The organism is Nocardioides panacisoli (genome assembly GCF_039537325.1).
In the GTDB taxonomy this organism is placed as follows: domain Bacteria; phylum Actinomycetota; class Actinomycetes; order Propionibacteriales; family Nocardioidaceae; genus Nocardioides; species Nocardioides panacisoli.
Genome location: NZ_BAABAH010000009.1, coordinates 105,286 through 120,209, shown reverse-complemented (window position 1 = coordinate 120,209; position 14,924 = coordinate 105,286). Strand labels below are relative to the sequence as shown.

The following is a 14,924-nucleotide window of genomic DNA, read 5'->3' as shown; positions in this document are numbered from 1 at the left end:
TGCCTCACGCCGTACGGGCGCGCCGCGGCCGGCGGGACGGCCGGACCCCGAGGAACACGCTGCCGAGGATCCGCAACCGGATGCTGCGCAGGTGATCGGCGGCCCGCCGCACGTAGCGCGGGTGCACGGCGCCCGACGGGACCGTCAGCAGCAGTGCTCCGTGGATCGCCATGATCCGCGCGTCCTCGGAGTTCGACACCGGGGCGGCGTGCGCGATCACCACGTCGTAGGCGTCCTCGGTGTCGTCGAGGAGACCGCGGAAGCGCATCTCCAGCAGGCTGGGCGCAGCGAGGTGCGCGTCGCCGAGCGGGAGCACGTCGACGCCCTCGGCCGGGCCCTCGCGGACGGCGTCCTCGAGCGCGGTCTCGCCGCTCAGCACGTCGTACAGGCCCGGCTCGCCGGGGGCCTCGAGCGCCGGGTGGACCCCGCCGTCGTCGCGGCTGGTGTTGACCACCAGCACCCGGTGACCGGCCTCCGCCAGCGCAGCGGCGAGGTTGACCTCGGTCCAGCCGGCCCAGGGGTCCGACGAGCTCGCGGACGTGACCACCAGCAGCCGGGTCGGATCCTCGGCGCTCGCGAACTCGATGGCGATCCGCAGCGCGCGGATGGCTTGGAACTCCTCGGCCCAGAAGTCGATCGCGGGCATGCCCTGGGGGTCGGCGGGCTTCGGGATCACGCCGAGGACGGCTGTCTCGGAGACCTCGCCCATCTCGTCGGGGTCGGTCACCGTGCGGAACACCCGGTCGGCGACGGCCGCTGCGGCGACGGCGAGCAGCAGGGCCAGCACCAGTCCGGCGAGCAGCGTCACCGGGATGTTCGGCGAGCTCGGGTGGGCGGGGACGACCGCGTCCTCGGTCACGTGGTACTGGAACAGCCCGTTGCTCGGGTCGTGCTCGGGCAGCAGGGCGACGATCGTGTTCGCGATCGCGGCAGCCTTCTCGGGGTCGGTGTCGGTGACCGAGACCTCGACGATCACGGTGCCCGGCACGACGTGGGCGTCGACCTCGTCGCTGAGCTGGTCGGCGGTGCGGCCGGACACGCGGGAGGCGACCTCCTCGAGCACCGGGCGTGACTCCGCGACGTCGGCGACCGTGCCGAGCAGGTCGTCGTAGCTGGCGGCCGTGGAGGAGAGGTCCTGCTGCGGCGTGGCAGCGATCTCGGCCGGCGCGGTGTAGTGACGGTCGGCGACGACGAGCCCGGCCGCGATCGCGTTCGCGACGAGCACGAAGACGAGCGCGACGGTCCACCTGCGGCGCCACAGCAGGCCGCTGAGGACACGGAACCCTCCGCGTACGGCCGTCGGAGCCGAGCCGTCCTGCTGCTCGGGACTGGCAACGAGTGTCGTGGACATGTGCATTCCTATCTGAGTGCGAGCTCTGCGGGAACGTGGCCGTACGCGGCGTACAGCCGGTCCCGCTGCAGGTCGGCCGAGTGGACCGAGGAGAAGACCAGGGAGCGGTGCTGCTCGGCTGCCCAGGTGTTCGGGTCGCCGAGGCCGACGATCCGGGCCGCCAGGTCCGCGGCGGTGGCCACAGTCCCGGGGACCTCGAGGCTGACCAGGGTCGTGATGCCCCTGGCCGCGATCGGCAGACCGACCGCGGACGCCTCGAGGATGCTGATGGGTGCGGCCTCCCACGCCGCGGTGTGGACGTAGACCTGTGCGTCGGCGAGGCGCCTCACCACGTCACCGCGCGGCAGCCAGCCGGTGACGTGGATGCCGTGCTCGCGCAGGGCGTCCTCCCCCGCCTCGTCGCCGCCGCCGAGCCACTCCCACTCGACCCGGCCGCCGAGCACCTCCTCGAGGTACCCCTTGACCGTGAGCAGGTAGCGCCAGTCCTTCTGCCGGCCGACGCGGCCCGCGGTGACCACCCGCAGCGGGGTGGCGAACCGAGCTCGGACGTCGGGCAGGTCGAGGGCTCGGTTGGGGACCGTGACGACCTCGCGGTGCCCGAGCTCCGCGGCGAGGGTGGCCTCGAACGGCGAGCAGGCCACGAGGACCGAGGTGCGGCCGACCAGCGAGCGCTCGACCCGGCGCACCAGACGGCGGGTCGTCGACCCGAGGTCGGCGCGCTCGAACGCGAAGCAGTGGGGGCTGTAGACGACGCCGGTGCTCGGCCGCACGACGCGGGCCAGCAGGCCGGCGTACGACGAGTGCGCGTGGACCTCGGCGGGCCGGAGCCTGCCGACCAGCTCGCGCAGGTCGACCACGGCCCGCACGGCGTGGTGGGACAGCGTGCTGACGCTCGCGAAGGCGGCCAGGTCGTCGCCGGTGTCGGCGTGCGAGCGGCGCGGCCAGACGGCCAGGTGGTGCTCCAGCCCCGGCGTCGCGTCCACCATGGCGAGCACGGACGTGAGCACTCCCCCGCCGAGGGACTCGACGACGTGCAGGACACGGAACGGCATCAGGGTCTCCATGGACGTGGCGGTCAGTAGGCACCGCGGCCACGGAGGACCGCCGGGAGGGTGCAGAGGATGATCCAGAGGTCGAGTCGCAGCGTGCGGTGCTCGACGTAGTGCAGGTCGAGACCGATCGCGTCCTCCCACGGGAGGTCGCTGCGGCCGCGCACCTGGGCGACGCCGGTGATCCCGGGACGGACCAGGTGCCGTCCGTGGTCCCGCGCGCTGAACTGCGCGACCTCTTCGGGGGTCGCGGGGCGCGGACCGACGATCGCCATCGTCCCGTTGAGGACGTTCCACAGCTGGGGCAGCTCGTCCAGGGAGTAGCGGCGCAGCCACCGGCCGACGGTGGTGACCCGCGGGTCGTCGTACCGCTTGTGCAGGGGGCCGGACGCGTCGTTCCGCTCGGCGAAGACCTCCGCCGCCCGGCGGTCGGCATCGACGCACATCGTGCGGAACTTCACCATCTCGAACGGCCGGCCGGCGACGCCGACGCGGCGTTGGCGGAAGAGCACCGGGCCTTCGCTCGTCACGGCCACGGCGAGAGCGATCAGGAGCAGGAGCGGGAGCAGTGCCACCAGTGCGACGGCGGCGACGGTGACCTCGAGAGCTCGCCTCAGCCGGCCGTGGCGTCCTGCGTCGATGACCGGGAGGACCGTGAGCTGCGGCGTCGCGGCGGTGAGGTCCTGCGGGTCCATGGGCACCCGTGCGACGCTCATCGGCGGCTCCGTTCCTCGAACGGTGAGGGCTGTTCCTTCACGGACAACAGGTGCCGACGCGGAGCGCGGTTGATCCACCGGAAAGCGGGAAATCCCTCACTGCTTGGCGGCTGCGACGCCGCGGTTGAACCGCGCGTACGGCGCCAGCTCGCCCCTCACGGGCGCGACGACGTGCGCGCGCACGACGCGGGCGATCACCTGGTGGCAGGCGTCCTCGACGGTGCGGGCCTGCTCGGCGCCGACGCGCTCGGCAACCGTCCGGCCGGCGAGCACGACGCCCGCTCCGGCCAGCGTCGTCACGCCCAGCGCGACGACGGGAAGAGTCGTCGACGCGCCGCCCATGACGGAGGCGGCGACGTAGAGCAGCCCGGCGAGCACGCAGACGCCGACGAGGGCGCGGGCGACGCCGAGCGCGGTGAGCCATCCGGGCAGCCGCAGCTGAAAGCGGAGCGACGACAGCTCCCCGTCGAGTCGGTCGTCGGTCTCCCTCAGCCCCTCGGTGGCGGCTGCCCGGATGGGGTCTGCCCAGGCAGGAGCGAGATCGCGGCAGACGCTGTCGGCGAACGCCCGCACGGCGTTGTCGACGGCCGGTCGGTCGACCGGTCCCAGTCGTCGGATCCCCGGCTCGCTGCCGGTCGTCTCGGTTCGGTTCCTGCGGAGTGGCGCCATCCGGCGCAGGGCCTCGGCGCGCGCGGTCCGCTCGGCGGAGGCGGCCAGGCCGTTCACACCGGCGGCCGCGGCCACCCGGCGCTCGAGGTCGGAGACCCACACGTCGGGGATCGTCAGCGGTGCGTCGCCGCCCGCGTCCTGGAGGCGGACCGCCGCGGAGCGGATGTCGGCCTCCACGCGCAGGGCGGCGTTCTGCTTCTCCTCGACCCGACGCCGGATCGCGGTGCGCAGCTCCTTGATGCCGGTGCCGTGGCGCGCACTCGTCGCGAGGATCCGCGGGTCGCGGATGCCGTCGGCCACGAGCAGCTTGCGCAGGTCGCGCAGCATGCCCGGCCTGCGCTCCTCCGGGACGTTGTCGACGTGGTTGAGCACGACCATGGTCACGGCGCGGTGGCCCGCGAGCGGCTGGAGGAAGCGGCGGTGGATCGCCGCGTCGGCGTACTTCTGGGGATCGACGACCCAGATCAACAGGTCGGCCAGCTCGACGACGCGCTGCGCCTCCTCGTGGTGGGCCACCTCGAGCGAGTCGTGGTCGGGCAGGTCGAGCAGGATGACGCCCTCGGGGAGTCGCGAGCGGGTGGGCGCGGGCGACAGGTCCGCGCGCCGGTGCTGGTCGGCGGCAGGCACCCCGAGCCACTCGAGCATGTCCTCGACGTCGTCGTCGGTCCAGACCAGAGCCTTGGCCTTCGAGGTCGTCGGGCGCTGGGCACCCGAGGCGGAGAGCTCGACACCCGCGAGGGTGTTGAACAGCGTCGACTTGCCCGATCCTGTGGACCCGGCGATCGCCACGATCGTGTGCGCGGCCGACATCTGCAGACGTCCGGTCGACCGGGCGACCGAGGCCTCCACGGAGTCGAGGAGCTCGTCGTCCAGCCGGCCGCGTGCTGCGTCGACGGCGGCGTCGAGGCCGTCGAGACGCGGCTGCAGGCTGCTCCCCCGGGTCCGCACCCGGGGCGGCGTTGCCAGCGATGAGCCCAAACCTCGACCGAGCATGTCTCAGACCTCTCGTCTCTCGTGACGGTCCAGCGTTCGTGCGGCGGCGCGCGCGGCTGCGCGCAGGCGCCCCGGCGCGTCCGGGGCGAGGTTCCAGGCCAGGACCGGTTGGAGGTACCGGTCGCGGTCCTCCGCGAGCACGGCCGTCAGGGTCTTGGCGACCCCGTCGCGGGCCTCGGCGACGAGAGCACCCGCCCCTTCCTGCTCCTGGCCGCCGGCACCAGGAGGCGTCGAGACGGCATGGATCACCAGCGCGAGCGCCAGCGCGTCCCGGCCCTCGCGGCCCGGCCCGGCGGCGTCGTCGCCGAGCACCTCGGCGACGCGGTCGGCGAACCGGTGCCGCCATCCACGGATGGTCTTGCGAGCCCGTGAGCCGAGGCCGCGGCCGGGACGGGACAGGTCCTCGGTGCTCCAGTCGAGCAGCGCCCGGCCGTGCGTGGTCGCACGCAGGCGCCGGCTCGCGTCCGCCGAGGCCCGCTCGGCGTGGTCGACGAGAAGCGTCTCGAGCGCGAGGTCGAGTGCCTGGCCCAGCTGCTGCAGCCGGGTGCCGAGACCGGGGTCGTGGCCGGCGAGCTGCTTGCGGACCGTGGCCAGGGTGTCGTCGGGCCGTTCGAGGTCGTGGTTGCCGACCAGGTCCATCCAGCGGACCATCAGGTCGCCCCGGACCAGGGTGCTGTCGTGCAGCGCCCCGCGGAGGGACTCGGCCGTGCCGGCGTAGACCTTGTCGGCGACGGTGAGCAGCTCGCTGACCGCCTCGACCTGGAGCGCAGCGGCGTCCGCCACCGGCGCGGCGACGCGGACGGCTCGGCGTACGGCACCTCCGAGGGTCTGGCGGACCGCGGACCGGCGGGCCGCTGCGTCGGCGCCGAACGCGTCGAGCCAGGCCCTGAGGTGCGACACCGACTCCGCGGGGAGCCGGTCGCCGTCACCGATCGCTCCCTCCTCGACGAAGAAGACGGCGTCCGCGGCGACACCGCTGTCGCGGAGCATCCTGGTCAGGTGGGGTGAGACGGTGGCCATGTCCTCGGCAGGGACGCGGTTCATGACCACGGTGACGGCGGTCTGGCGCTCGAGCGCCAGCGACAGCTGGAGCCAGGGCACCTGGTCGGAGTAGCGCGCCGCCGACGTCACGAACAGGAGCAGGTCGGCGGCGGCGAGCAGCGTGGTGGCCAGCTCGCGGTTGCGGTCGTCGATCGAGTCGAAGTCGGGCGCGTCGAGCACCGCGACGCCGCGGGGCACGGTGGGGCTCGCGACGAGCTGCAGCGACTCGTGGTCGGTGGTCGGGCGGTCCACGCGGTCCAGCGTCGGCAGCACCCGCTCCGGGCCGAACCACTCGCGGTCCGCGGGATGGTGGACCAGGACGGGCGACCGGGTCGTCGGGCGCAGCAGCCCGGGCGTCGTCACGGCGCGCCCGGCGAGGCTGTTCACCAGCGTGGACTTGCCGGCGCCGGTGGGGCCGCCGACCACGATGAGCGCCGGCCCGTCGAGCCCGGCGAGCCGGGGCAGCAGGTAGTCGTCGATCTGCGCGACGACACGGTCCCGCTCCTCGCGGACCGGAGCGACCCCGGAGAGGTCCAGCGGCAGGCCGGCCGCGTCGAACGCGGCCTGCAGGCCCGCAACGGCGGAGCGGAGCTCGGGCGTCGCCCGCGTGCTCGGCGCCGGTCCGGCCCCGGTCACGTCGCGGACGCGCTCCTCAGTCGCCACGCTGGCCATGACGACGGAACATCGAGCCGAGCTGGCGGTCGCGCGGTTGGTCCGAGCCGTCCTCGTCGGCCTCTCCTGCCGGGGTGCTCGTCTCGTCGACGTCGTCGTAGGCCGCCTCCCAGATCGACTCGTCCTCGGTCCCGCCGTCCCCGGTCCCGACCTCGGATGTGTCGTCGGCGGCGTCGGAGGTCAGCTCGTCGAGATCGTCCGGGTCGTCGGCCTCGGCGTCGATGCCGACCTCGCCGGCGTCGGTCAGGCCCAGGTCGGTATCGATGTCGTCGAGCTCCTCGTCGAGGGACACGGGCGGCGGATTCTCCGAGAGCAGCTGGTCCATGGAGTCCCGCGCCGCCAGCAGTCGCTCGAGGATGTCGGCGACCGCGGTGGTGAGGTCGGTGATCGTGTCGGCGACCTGCTCGCCGAGCTCGGTCGCGCGGTTGAGCACGTTGCGCGCCTCACCGCGGATCTCCTCGCCGTCGCGACGCGCGCTCTCGGCCGCGTCGGCGATGTAGGCGCGGGAGGTCTCCTCCGCCTCGGCCATCGAGGTGCGCAGGGCCTCGGCGCGGATGCTGTCGGCGTCGCGGTTCGCGGACTCCACCAGGTCGGCCGCGAGCGCGTCGACCTTGGCTCGCTGGGCCGCGGCCCAGCCGGCCAGCTCCTGCCGCGCGCGCTCCGCGGCGGCCGTGGCCTCGAGCATGATCCGCTCGGCCTCGTCGGCCGCGGTCCGTCGCGCCTCGGTGGCGACGGCCAGCATCTGCTGGGCCTCCTGATGGGCTTCCCGGGTCGCGCGCAGCGTGGCGGCATGCTCCTGCGCCGCGGCGGTGACACTGGCGACGTCGGGATCGGTCGGGGGCGAGCCAGGGGGCTGGAGCTCGCTCATCACCTGGTCGAATACACGGGCGGCGTCGGAGCGGGGGGTCTCGGCGCTGTCCGAGCCAGGCAGCTCGCCTTCAGACGGAGAACCGGAGCGACTGAACATGTCCGACTAGTGCGGAGCGGCGGTCGATTGATCCACGGCTGCCGAACTTTGTGCCGGCTTCTTGCCGCCGACGCTCACTCGTCGTCCCCGGAGTCGGAGAGCGGCCGGAACGACCAGCCCTGGCTCTCCTCGGAGCGCGCGAGCTCGGACGACCGGCGCTCGACGTGGAACGCCTCGCGCAGGGTCGCCAGCAGCCGCTCGCCCTCGTCCAACCGGGTGTTGAGGACAGTGAGGCCGACCTCGCGCATCTCGTCGGCGTGCCCCTGTGCCTCGGAGACGATCCGCCGGGCCTCGCGGTCAGCCTCGGAGAGCTTCGCGGTCGCGAGCCGGACAGCGGTCGCACGCAGACGCTGCGCCTCCTGGGCCACCAGCGCGAGCAGGCGGTACGCCTCGGCGCTGTCCGCGGTCCGGCCGCTCTGGAGGCGGTCGATGAGCCGGTCGATCTCCAGGTGCGGAAAGCTCGGGGGCCACGTCGAGTCCCCGCCGTCGTCCGGCGTCACGTTCACCCTGGGCTAGTGCACCGGGCGACCGGGTTTGATCCGTCAGATCTCCTCCGGCGGCGCGGCGATGTAGCGGAAGGCGGCCCAGTAGTAGGGATGCGGGTGCCGCTCGGACACGTAGCGGCGTGCCTGCCGCAGCGCCGAGGACACCGTGGCCCCCTCCGCGATGCCGCGGTAGAAGTGGGTCATCAGCTCCAGGGTCACCGCGTCGTCGACCGGCCAGAGTGCCGCCACGACACCGCGGGCGCCGGCCGCCAGGCACGCCGAGGCCAGTCCGACCGGTTCGGACAGGTAGTCGGGTGACAGGCCGGAGCCGCAGGCGCTGAGGACGACGACGGACCCCTCGAGGCCGAGCCGCTCGGTCACGATGTCGCTGGCGAGCAGCCAGCCGTCGCCCAGCCGCAGCGCCGAGGACAGCGGGCTGTCCTGGCGGAAGACCCCGTGGCAGGCGAAGTGCACGAGGTCGGCGGCGCCCTGCCGCCGCGCGAGTGCCTCGCGGCCGGCGTCGGCGCCGAGCACGATCTCCGCGGACGGCAGGGTCCGGAAGATCATCTCCGCCTCGGCGGTGATGAGGGGGGCGTTCTCGTCGGGGACGGCCAGCACCAGCATCGCCAGGTCGGTCGGCGGGTCGGCGGCCGGCCGCGGCGCGGACGGGAGCGGCAGGCCGCCGTCCAGCTGGGAGTACCACGGCCCGACCTCGTCGAGCAGGGCGTCGAAGGGGATGGCGTTCAGGTGGCGGTGGCCGATGATCTGGAGCTCCTCGTCCAGGTCGGCGAGGAGGTTCGCGATCGGCGCGACGAGCATCTCGCACAGCCCGTCCAGCGACGGCGACGAGGTGGTCCAGTCGTCGGCCGAGCCGGCTGCCATCAGCCGGCACTCCTGCTGCCAGGACCGCACCAGCCGCTGCGATTCCGGCGCGACCCCGCGGAGCACGCGCGCGTCGACCTGACCGTCGCGGAGGACGAAGGCGACGACGTCGTCACCCATGACGAAGTACTCGATCATCGAGCCCCACGGCACGCTCGGGAGGGTCTCCTCCGTCACGATGCCGGCCGAGCTGGTCGCCCGGATGGTCTCGGTGATCAGCTGGTCGAGGCGTCGATGCCGCGCCTCGTCGTCGGGTGAGGGCACCGAGCCCCGGGTGCGCTCGGCGAACGGGACGACGGTGTCGCACTTCACGGCGCGCGCGCGTCGCCACGCCTCGACGCGGCCCGCGTGGTCGTCGCGCTCGAGGAGCATCGCGATCAGGTCCATGGTGCCCTCGCTGAGGCAGCAGGTGCCGGCGCCGCGCTCTCCGAGGTCGCCCTGCCACGCCCGCCCCGCGGCGATCGCACCGCGCAGGGAGTCGATCGCCTCGTCCCTCTCGCCGAGCCGCCGCTGCAGCTGGGCCCTGGCGACCCGCACGCTGATCCTCAGCTCGGGAAGGCCGGTCCGGCTCGCGAGCTCGGCGGCGCCGTCCAGCAGCAGCGACGCCGCCTCCGGGTTCTCGACGCGCGCGGCCATGATCCGGGCCTGGACGCCCACGTAGGGGACCGTGTCGTCGAGCTCCTCGGCCAGGACGCGGGTGCAGAGGGCGCGAGCACCGTCGATGTCGTCGACGGACATCGCGAGCTCGGCCTGGGCGAGCCAGGTCCGCGCTCGCATCAGGTTGCTGCCGCACTCCTCGAACAGGCTCTCCGCGACCGCGAGCTCGCCCGCCGCCGCGTTCGCCCGGCCCCACTGGAGGGAGGCCCGGCCGCATGCGAGCGTCGCCCGCGCGTAGTGCTCGACCGCACCGATCTCGGTGAAGTCCTCCTGGGCGGCGCGCGCCTCCGCGTGGGCCTCGGCGGTGAAGCCGGCCCGCAGCAGCGCGTGCGACCGGGCGACCCGGTGGGCACCGGTGTCCCACAGGCTGTCGAGGTCGGGCTGCAAGCAGTCGAGGAGCTCGAGGGCTCGCCCGACCTGGCCGGCCGACGACAGCGCCTCGGCCATCAGCACCAGAAGGACCGGCATCGGCCGGTCCGCCCCCGCCGCGAGGAACATCGCCCGGGCGCGATCGAGCTCGAGCACCGCGTTGTGCGCGAGCCCGGCGTCGAGAGCGGCGAGACCACGCCCCAGGTGGACCTGGGCGATCCCGTCGTAGTCGCCGAGCGCCGCGTAGAGGTTCTCCGCGGTGTTGTAGTGCCGGTTCGCGGTCGGGATGTGACCCATGCGCGCACGGGCGTCCGCGAGCTGCCGCTGCGAGTCGGCGTTCAGGCGCGTGACACGGCCGTCCTCGTGCGGTTCCTGGGCGAGCTCACCCTGGGTCCGGAGGACCGCAGCCTCGGCCTCCTCGAACTCACCGAGCAAGAGCTGGACCTCGGTGGACCCGATCGTCGCGCGGATGGCCTCCAGCCGCTTGGCGACGGCCAGCCAGTTGCGGCGGGCCAGCCGGAAGGCGGAGGCAGCGTCACCGAGCTGTCCCCGCCGCACGGCCAGATCGCCGCGGATCTCGCTCAGCAGCGCCGTGCGTCGGAAGTCCCGACGTCCGCTGAGCGCGGTCTCCGCACGGTCGAGCAGGTCCGCGCTTCGCTCCGCGTCGCGCCGGCTGTAGGCCGCCGCCGACTCGATGAGCCGATCAACTTCTGTTCCCGCCGTCGAGGCGGGGTTCCCGAGGGTCGTCATCGGCCGTCACGGGCCTTGCAGGTCGAGGACCGCCCGCACGCGGGTGGTCCCGGAACTGAGCCACAGCTCGTCGACCTCCGTGGGCACGCCGCGCACCTCGAACCGGCCGTCGGCCGTCGTGCGCGCCGCACGCCGCAGGCTGCCGGCCTGGAGGAACGCCAGGTCGATCCCTGTCGGCTCGCCCCGCTCCACGACCACCAGACCCTGGACGTCGACCATCCCCTCACCGGAGTTGGTCGCGTCGAGGACGAAGCGGCCGAGCTCGCTCTCGAAGGCGAGGTGCACACCGTCGTCGTCGAGTGACCGGACGCCCGCGGCCGCCATTCCCATCCGGGTGTCGTAGAGCAGCGAGGCGTCGGACCAGTCGTTGGAGAGCTCGGGGTTGTGCAGCCCGACGAAGACGTCGCGCAGGCGCTCGCTGAGCTCGGTGGGCGGCTGCTGGAGGGGCATCGAGCGCGCGTCCTCGACGAAGTCGCGGATCCACTGCACGGTCTCGGTCGTGCCGGCGTCGGCGGTGGCGACGTACGCCGTCACGGCGTCGGCGCGCTCGGCGACGAGCCGGCCCTCCACCCAGTCGAGAAGGTCCGTGAAGGACGGACGTGCCGCCCTCACGACTCGTCCCCCAGGATCACGCGGAGCTTGTCGAGGCAGCGCCCGCGGAGCGGGCCGATGCCACCGATCGACCGGCCGAACCGGTTCGCGATCTCGGCGTAGCTCGGTGCGTCCGGTTCGAAGTAGAGCGCCAGCAACAGCTCGCGGCAGGTGCCGCCGAGCGTCGCGAGCGCGTCGTGGAGGGCCGTCATCGTCGCCCAGTCGGCGAACGGGTCGGTCGTCCCCTCGGCCGCGAACTCGAGAGGGGTCGTGCGCCGGCTCAGGTTGCGGGTCCGCCAGGCCTGGCGGCGGGCGACGGTCATCAGCCAGGACGGGAGCTTCTCCTCGTCGCGCAGCTTGTCGAGCGAGTCGACCAGCGCGACGAACGTGGCCTGGGTGACGTCCGCGGCGTCCTCGGCGCTGAGGCCGTTGCGGAGGGCGACCGTGTAGACGAGCCGCTCGTAGCGGCCGACCAGGGTGTTCCAGGCGTCCGCGTCGCGGCGCCGGCACCGGCGCAGCAGGTCGGCATCGGTCACCGGGCCGTTCTGCGGCGCCGGTGGACCGGATGGATGTGCGCTGTCGGCGAGACGAAGCGCGGGTGTGCGAGTCGGGCGCTCGCTCATAGGCGTCATCTTGATCCCCAAGTGTGCAGTTGTGGGGAACGAAGGGAGCACGACGTTCCCCGAGGTTTGGGACCAAGCACCTTGGATCAAATGATCCGGCCGAGAGAGCTTTCGGTCGGACCCGGGCACGAGGCCCTCGGGTCAGACCGGCACGCTAACTCCGCCATCGGCCGCCCGACAAGGATCTTTTTCCTATTTGTTGGGCGAGGGATCAAAACCCTTTCACCCGCCCACCGGTGATGCATGGACGTCGTCCGCCGGTCAGAGCGGTGTCACGACCCCGCCGATGGAGCGGGGTCGCGACCCGACGAGTGCGTCGATCTCGCTCTCGAGGACCGAGTAGTCCCGCGAGCACGGCGCCCGATGCCGTGGCTCTCCTCGCGTGACCACCCCGTCGGAAATTAACTAAACACCCCTTGCCGGGGATGCATCAAGAGGTTTACCAAGAGTTGACAACATTTTGGTAATACCCTGAAGACCCCTCGGATCCACCGCCACTCGGAGCACAGAGGAGAACCCCATGAAGAAGTTCCGCATCACGCTCAGCGCCACCGCGCTCGCACTAGCAGCTGTGCTCGCGCTGGGCGCCGCTGCGCCGGCCGACGCCGCGCAGCAGGTGCAGAACGTGCGGCCGGTCGGCTGCTGCTAACCGGCTCAGTCGATAGACGTCGCGGCGCGGGTGCGGATCGGATCGCGCCCGCGCACGCGGAGGCCGCTCGACGACGCCGCCTTCTTGAGCGCGGCGTGTGCCGCCTGAAGGTCGTCGAGCGCCTCGAACAACTCCGAGAGCTCGCACCAAGCCTGCGCAACCCAACGGTCCGTGCCGTCCAGGCCGGCGAGTAGCTCGGCTGTCCGGTGAAGTGCGCTGAGCGCCTCGTCGCGTCGTCCCAGCTCCGCGAGCGCCTCCCCGCGAGCCAAAGTCGCCTCAGCGAGTGCGAGAGGAGCGTCGTCCGGGGTTGCCGCGCAGGCTCGATCGGCGGCCTCGAGTGAGGCCTCGCGACTACCACCGAGCAGTAGAGCGCGGGCCAGGAGCACGTCGCCGTGCGACAGCTCGGCGGCGCTCGCTCCCGTGTCGCGGAGCTCGATCTTCGCGCGCTCCAGGTGCTGGAGCGCCTCGCTCACGTCGGCCGGCTGGAGGTCCATGTGCAGGCGACCGAGCTCGAGGCGCAGCCGGGCGAGGTTGCGAGCGTCCTGCCCCTCCCCCAGCAGTGCCAGCGCCCGGTTGGCCAGGGCCAGGGCCGACTGGGTGTCGCCCCGCTCGGAGTAGACGATGCTGGCGTTCCAGTACGCCGCGCTCCGCGCGGCGGGTGATGCGGCCTCCTCGGCGGTCTTGATCGCCTCAGTGCAGATGCGTGCCGCACGGCTGAGATCGCCGCGCTCGATGTAGGCCAGCGCGACGGTCATGGCGAGCTGGATGGCCTCGTCGGTCCGGTTCAGGCCGTTGGTCTCGAGGATCGGCTGGAGGCGCTCGCCGATCTCGGTCGCGAGGTTGAGGTCTCCGACCTCGCGGTAGCAACGGCTCAGGGCGATCCCGCACCGAACGGCGGACAGACCGCTCGAGTCGTCGAAGAGGCGCTCGAGCTCGAGGATGGCTTCGTCGAGCTGGCCCAGGGACTCCATCGCCCGCGCCACCAGGAACCGTCCTTGCTGCGCGAGATCGGACAGCGACGCGCCTGTGGCACGGTCGACGTACTGGCGGGCCTGGTGCTCGGCGTCGAGTGCCTCGCCGTTCTGCAGGGCGAGCTCGGCGTAGCTCAGGCCCAGGCGGATCTCCTCGAGCTCGGCGCTGGCCGCGCCCTGCAGGAATTCCTCGACGCTGAGCCCGAGGCGCTCGGCGATCGTCGTGAGCACCTTCATCGTCGGCCGTCGGGAGCCGGTCTCGATCCGGGACAGGTAGCCGATGGAGAAGTCGTCGCCGGCGAGGTCACCCTGGCTCCAGCCGCAGGCGGTGCGTGCTGCGCGCACACGAGAGCCCAGGACGACCGTGTCGATCGTTCTGAGCGTTTCCCCATGCCGCGCGTCCACTTGACTCACTCCGACGAATCGTAGGCGAATCCGCGGCGGAAGTCGGGTAATTGCAAGGCGATTTTCAGGCCGAGGCCCGGATCACGACGGATTCCGCGCCGAGACGGCTCGATGGCGGCGGAATCACTTGCACCGAGGGCCGATGACCTCATGGATCAGTGCCGTCGGGGCCCTACGGCCACGTGCCGATGCCCGGAAAACCCTTGCGCGACTGGTCTAGTCCAGTGATACCCAATATGGGTCGCTCACCCGGCTTCGAGCCACGACCCGGTGCTGGACACGACGACGAGGCGATGCACCTCGCACATGCCGCCGGGAGTGACGGCAACCTGTTCGCACGACGGGAAGCGGCAGTCGGCATGCGACGAGACGTCGATCGCTGCGGTCATGCCGTCCACCTCCTCTTGGTTTCCACGGGGATGATGCTCGCTCGTCGGAGCCCCGAAACTCGACGGGCGTTTGTCCACATCCGTCTGGTCATCATGAGCCCCCCGAGGCCGTCGGCGGGGTTGATTGCCGCAGACGCGCCGAACCGATGTCGGCTGGTCGTCCTAGCGTGCGGTCCATGGCCGCTGTGAGAGAAGTCCAGGTGACCTTCGACTGCGCCGACCCGTGGGCTCAGTCGCTGTTCTGGAACGAGGTGCTCGGCTACGAGCACCCGCCTCCCCCGCCGGGCTTCGGGTCGTGGGAGGAGTTCTCGGCGTCGCTGCCCGAGCAGCAGCGCAACGCCGCATCGGCGTCGCAGGACCCTGCGGGCCGCGGGCCGCGGCTGTTCTTCCAGCGGGTGCCGGAGGGGAAGGTCGCCAAGAACCGCGTCCACCTCGACGTCCGCGCCGCCCCTGGTCTCCAGGGCGATGCCCGGATGGCGGCGCTCGAGGCGGAGTGCGAGCGCCTGGTCGCGCTCGGGGCGACTCGCCTCCAGCGGTTCGAGCCGGAGCCGCCGATGTCGATGGGGTTTCTCGTGATGCGCGACCCGGAGGGCAACGAGTTCTGCCTCGACTGAGCCACGGCTGAGCCGGCGCCGCCGGCGTCGTCCTCAGGGACGAACTTTCCGCAATGACACCACGCGGGAAGGCGGCAGCGG

14 protein-coding genes are annotated in these 14,924 nt (G+C 72.6%); 2 read left to right on the top strand and 12 right to left on the bottom strand.

Annotated elements, in window-relative coordinates; translation table 11 throughout:
* Nucleotides 1-4: 4 nt before the first annotated feature.
* The 10 genes from ABD709_RS13555 to ABD709_RS13510 all read right to left on the bottom strand — a co-directional run bounded on the left by ABD709_RS13555 (nt 5) and on the right by ABD709_RS13510 (nt 11,728).
* Nucleotides 5-1,351: a tyrosine-protein kinase domain-containing protein gene (locus tag ABD709_RS13555; RefSeq protein WP_344776243.1), complete on the bottom strand. Its 1,347-nt coding sequence runs from the start codon at nt 1,349-1,351 to the stop codon at nt 5-7.
* A gap of 8 nt (nt 1,352-1,359) precedes the next feature.
* Nucleotides 1,360-2,403 carry a glycosyltransferase gene (locus ABD709_RS13550; protein WP_344776241.1) on the bottom strand — a complete coding sequence of 348 codons (1,044 nt, stop codon included), beginning with the start codon at nt 2,401-2,403 and terminating at the stop codon, nt 1,360-1,362.
* 23 nt (nt 2,404-2,426) lie between these two features.
* The gene (locus ABD709_RS13545; RefSeq protein ID WP_344776239.1) at nt 2,427-3,116 is read right to left on the bottom strand and encodes a sugar transferase; all 690 of its coding nucleotides are present in this window, start codon (nt 3,114-3,116) and stop codon (nt 2,427-2,429) included.
* Nucleotides 3,117-3,212: 96 nt separating this feature from the next.
* Nucleotides 3,213-4,733, bottom strand: a complete 1,521-nt coding sequence (locus ABD709_RS13540) for a GTPase (protein ID WP_344776237.1) — start codon at nt 4,731-4,733, stop codon at nt 3,213-3,215.
* 48 nt (nt 4,734-4,781) lie between these two features.
* Nucleotides 4,782-6,491 (bottom strand): dynamin family protein, encoded by a 1,710-nt coding sequence (locus ABD709_RS13535; protein ID WP_344776235.1) that lies wholly within the window; start codon nt 6,489-6,491, stop codon nt 4,782-4,784.
* A complete protein-coding gene (locus ABD709_RS13530) occupies nt 6,472-7,359 on the bottom strand; it encodes a hypothetical protein (RefSeq protein ID WP_344776233.1) in 888 nt (295 codons plus the stop codon). Before ABD709_RS13530 ends, ABD709_RS13535 begins: the two co-directional genes overlap by 20 nt.
* Nucleotides 7,360-7,532: 173 nt before the next feature.
* Nucleotides 7,533-7,958, bottom strand: coding sequence for a hypothetical protein (locus ABD709_RS13525; protein WP_344776231.1), 426 nt, complete (start codon nt 7,956-7,958; stop codon nt 7,533-7,535).
* 42 nt (nt 7,959-8,000) lie between these two features.
* Nucleotides 8,001-10,601: a CHAT domain-containing protein gene (locus ABD709_RS13520; protein ID WP_344776229.1), complete on the bottom strand. Its 2,601-nt coding sequence runs from the start codon at nt 10,599-10,601 to the stop codon at nt 8,001-8,003.
* 6 nt (nt 10,602-10,607) lie between these two features.
* Complete coding sequence (locus ABD709_RS13515; protein ID WP_344776227.1) at nt 10,608-11,213, bottom strand: hypothetical protein; 606 nt, start codon at nt 11,211-11,213, stop codon at nt 10,608-10,610.
* On the bottom strand, nt 11,210-11,728 hold the full coding sequence (locus tag ABD709_RS13510; RefSeq protein ID WP_344776225.1) for an RNA polymerase sigma factor: 519 nt from the start codon (nt 11,726-11,728) through the stop codon (nt 11,210-11,212). Before ABD709_RS13510 ends, ABD709_RS13515 begins: the two co-directional genes overlap by 4 nt.
* Nucleotides 11,729-12,335: 607 nt before the next feature.
* Here ABD709_RS13510 and ABD709_RS13505 point away from each other — a divergent pair.
* A complete protein-coding gene (locus ABD709_RS13505) occupies nt 12,336-12,464 on the top strand; it encodes a hypothetical protein (protein WP_344776223.1) in 129 nt (42 codons plus the stop codon).
* Nucleotides 12,465-12,469: 5 nt separating this feature from the next.
* On the opposite strand, the gene ABD709_RS13500 is transcribed toward ABD709_RS13505, so the two are convergent.
* Together ABD709_RS13500 and ABD709_RS13495 are read right to left on the bottom strand one after the other, a co-directional pair.
* A complete protein-coding gene (locus ABD709_RS13500) occupies nt 12,470-13,780 on the bottom strand; it encodes a helix-turn-helix domain-containing protein (protein WP_344776221.1) in 1,311 nt (436 codons plus the stop codon).
* A 305-nt stretch (nt 13,781-14,085) separates the two neighbouring features.
* Nucleotides 14,086-14,229 carry a hypothetical protein gene (locus tag ABD709_RS13495; RefSeq protein ID WP_344776219.1) on the bottom strand — a complete coding sequence of 48 codons (144 nt, stop codon included), beginning with the start codon at nt 14,227-14,229 and terminating at the stop codon, nt 14,086-14,088.
* A gap of 176 nt (nt 14,230-14,405) precedes the next feature.
* Here ABD709_RS13495 and ABD709_RS13490 point away from each other — a divergent pair, with 176 nt between their 5' ends.
* The gene (locus tag ABD709_RS13490; RefSeq protein WP_344776217.1) at nt 14,406-14,843 is read left to right on the top strand and encodes a VOC family protein; all 438 of its coding nucleotides are present in this window, start codon (nt 14,406-14,408) and stop codon (nt 14,841-14,843) included.
* Nucleotides 14,844-14,924: the final 81 nt, after the last annotated feature.

What these genes read in the sequence shown, in the direction of transcription:
- ABD709_RS13535 (WP_344776235.1), bottom strand. Translation starts at nt 6,491, where the DNA reads ATGGCCAGCGTGGCGACTGAGGAGCGCGTCCGCGACGTGACCGGGGCC.
- ABD709_RS13545 (WP_344776239.1), bottom strand. Translation starts at nt 3,116, where the DNA reads ATGAGCGTCGCACGGGTGCCCATGGACCCGCAGGACCTCACCGCCGCG.
- ABD709_RS13550 (WP_344776241.1), bottom strand. Translation starts at nt 2,403, where the DNA reads ATGCCGTTCCGTGTCCTGCACGTCGTCGAGTCCCTCGGCGGGGGAGTG.
- ABD709_RS13495 (WP_344776219.1), bottom strand. Translation starts at nt 14,229, where the DNA reads ATGACCGCAGCGATCGACGTCTCGTCGCATGCCGACTGCCGCTTCCCG.
- ABD709_RS13505 (WP_344776223.1), top strand. Translation starts at nt 12,336, where the DNA reads ATGAAGAAGTTCCGCATCACGCTCAGCGCCACCGCGCTCGCACTAGCA.
- ABD709_RS13490 (WP_344776217.1), top strand. Translation starts at nt 14,406, where the DNA reads ATGGCCGCTGTGAGAGAAGTCCAGGTGACCTTCGACTGCGCCGACCCG.
- ABD709_RS13520 (WP_344776229.1), bottom strand. Translation starts at nt 10,601, where the DNA reads ATGACGACCCTCGGGAACCCCGCCTCGACGGCGGGAACAGAAGTTGAT.
- ABD709_RS13555 (WP_344776243.1), bottom strand. Translation starts at nt 1,351, where the DNA reads ATGTCCACGACACTCGTTGCCAGTCCCGAGCAGCAGGACGGCTCGGCT.
- ABD709_RS13530 (WP_344776233.1), bottom strand. Translation starts at nt 7,359, where the DNA reads ATGAGCGAGCTCCAGCCCCCTGGCTCGCCCCCGACCGATCCCGACGTC.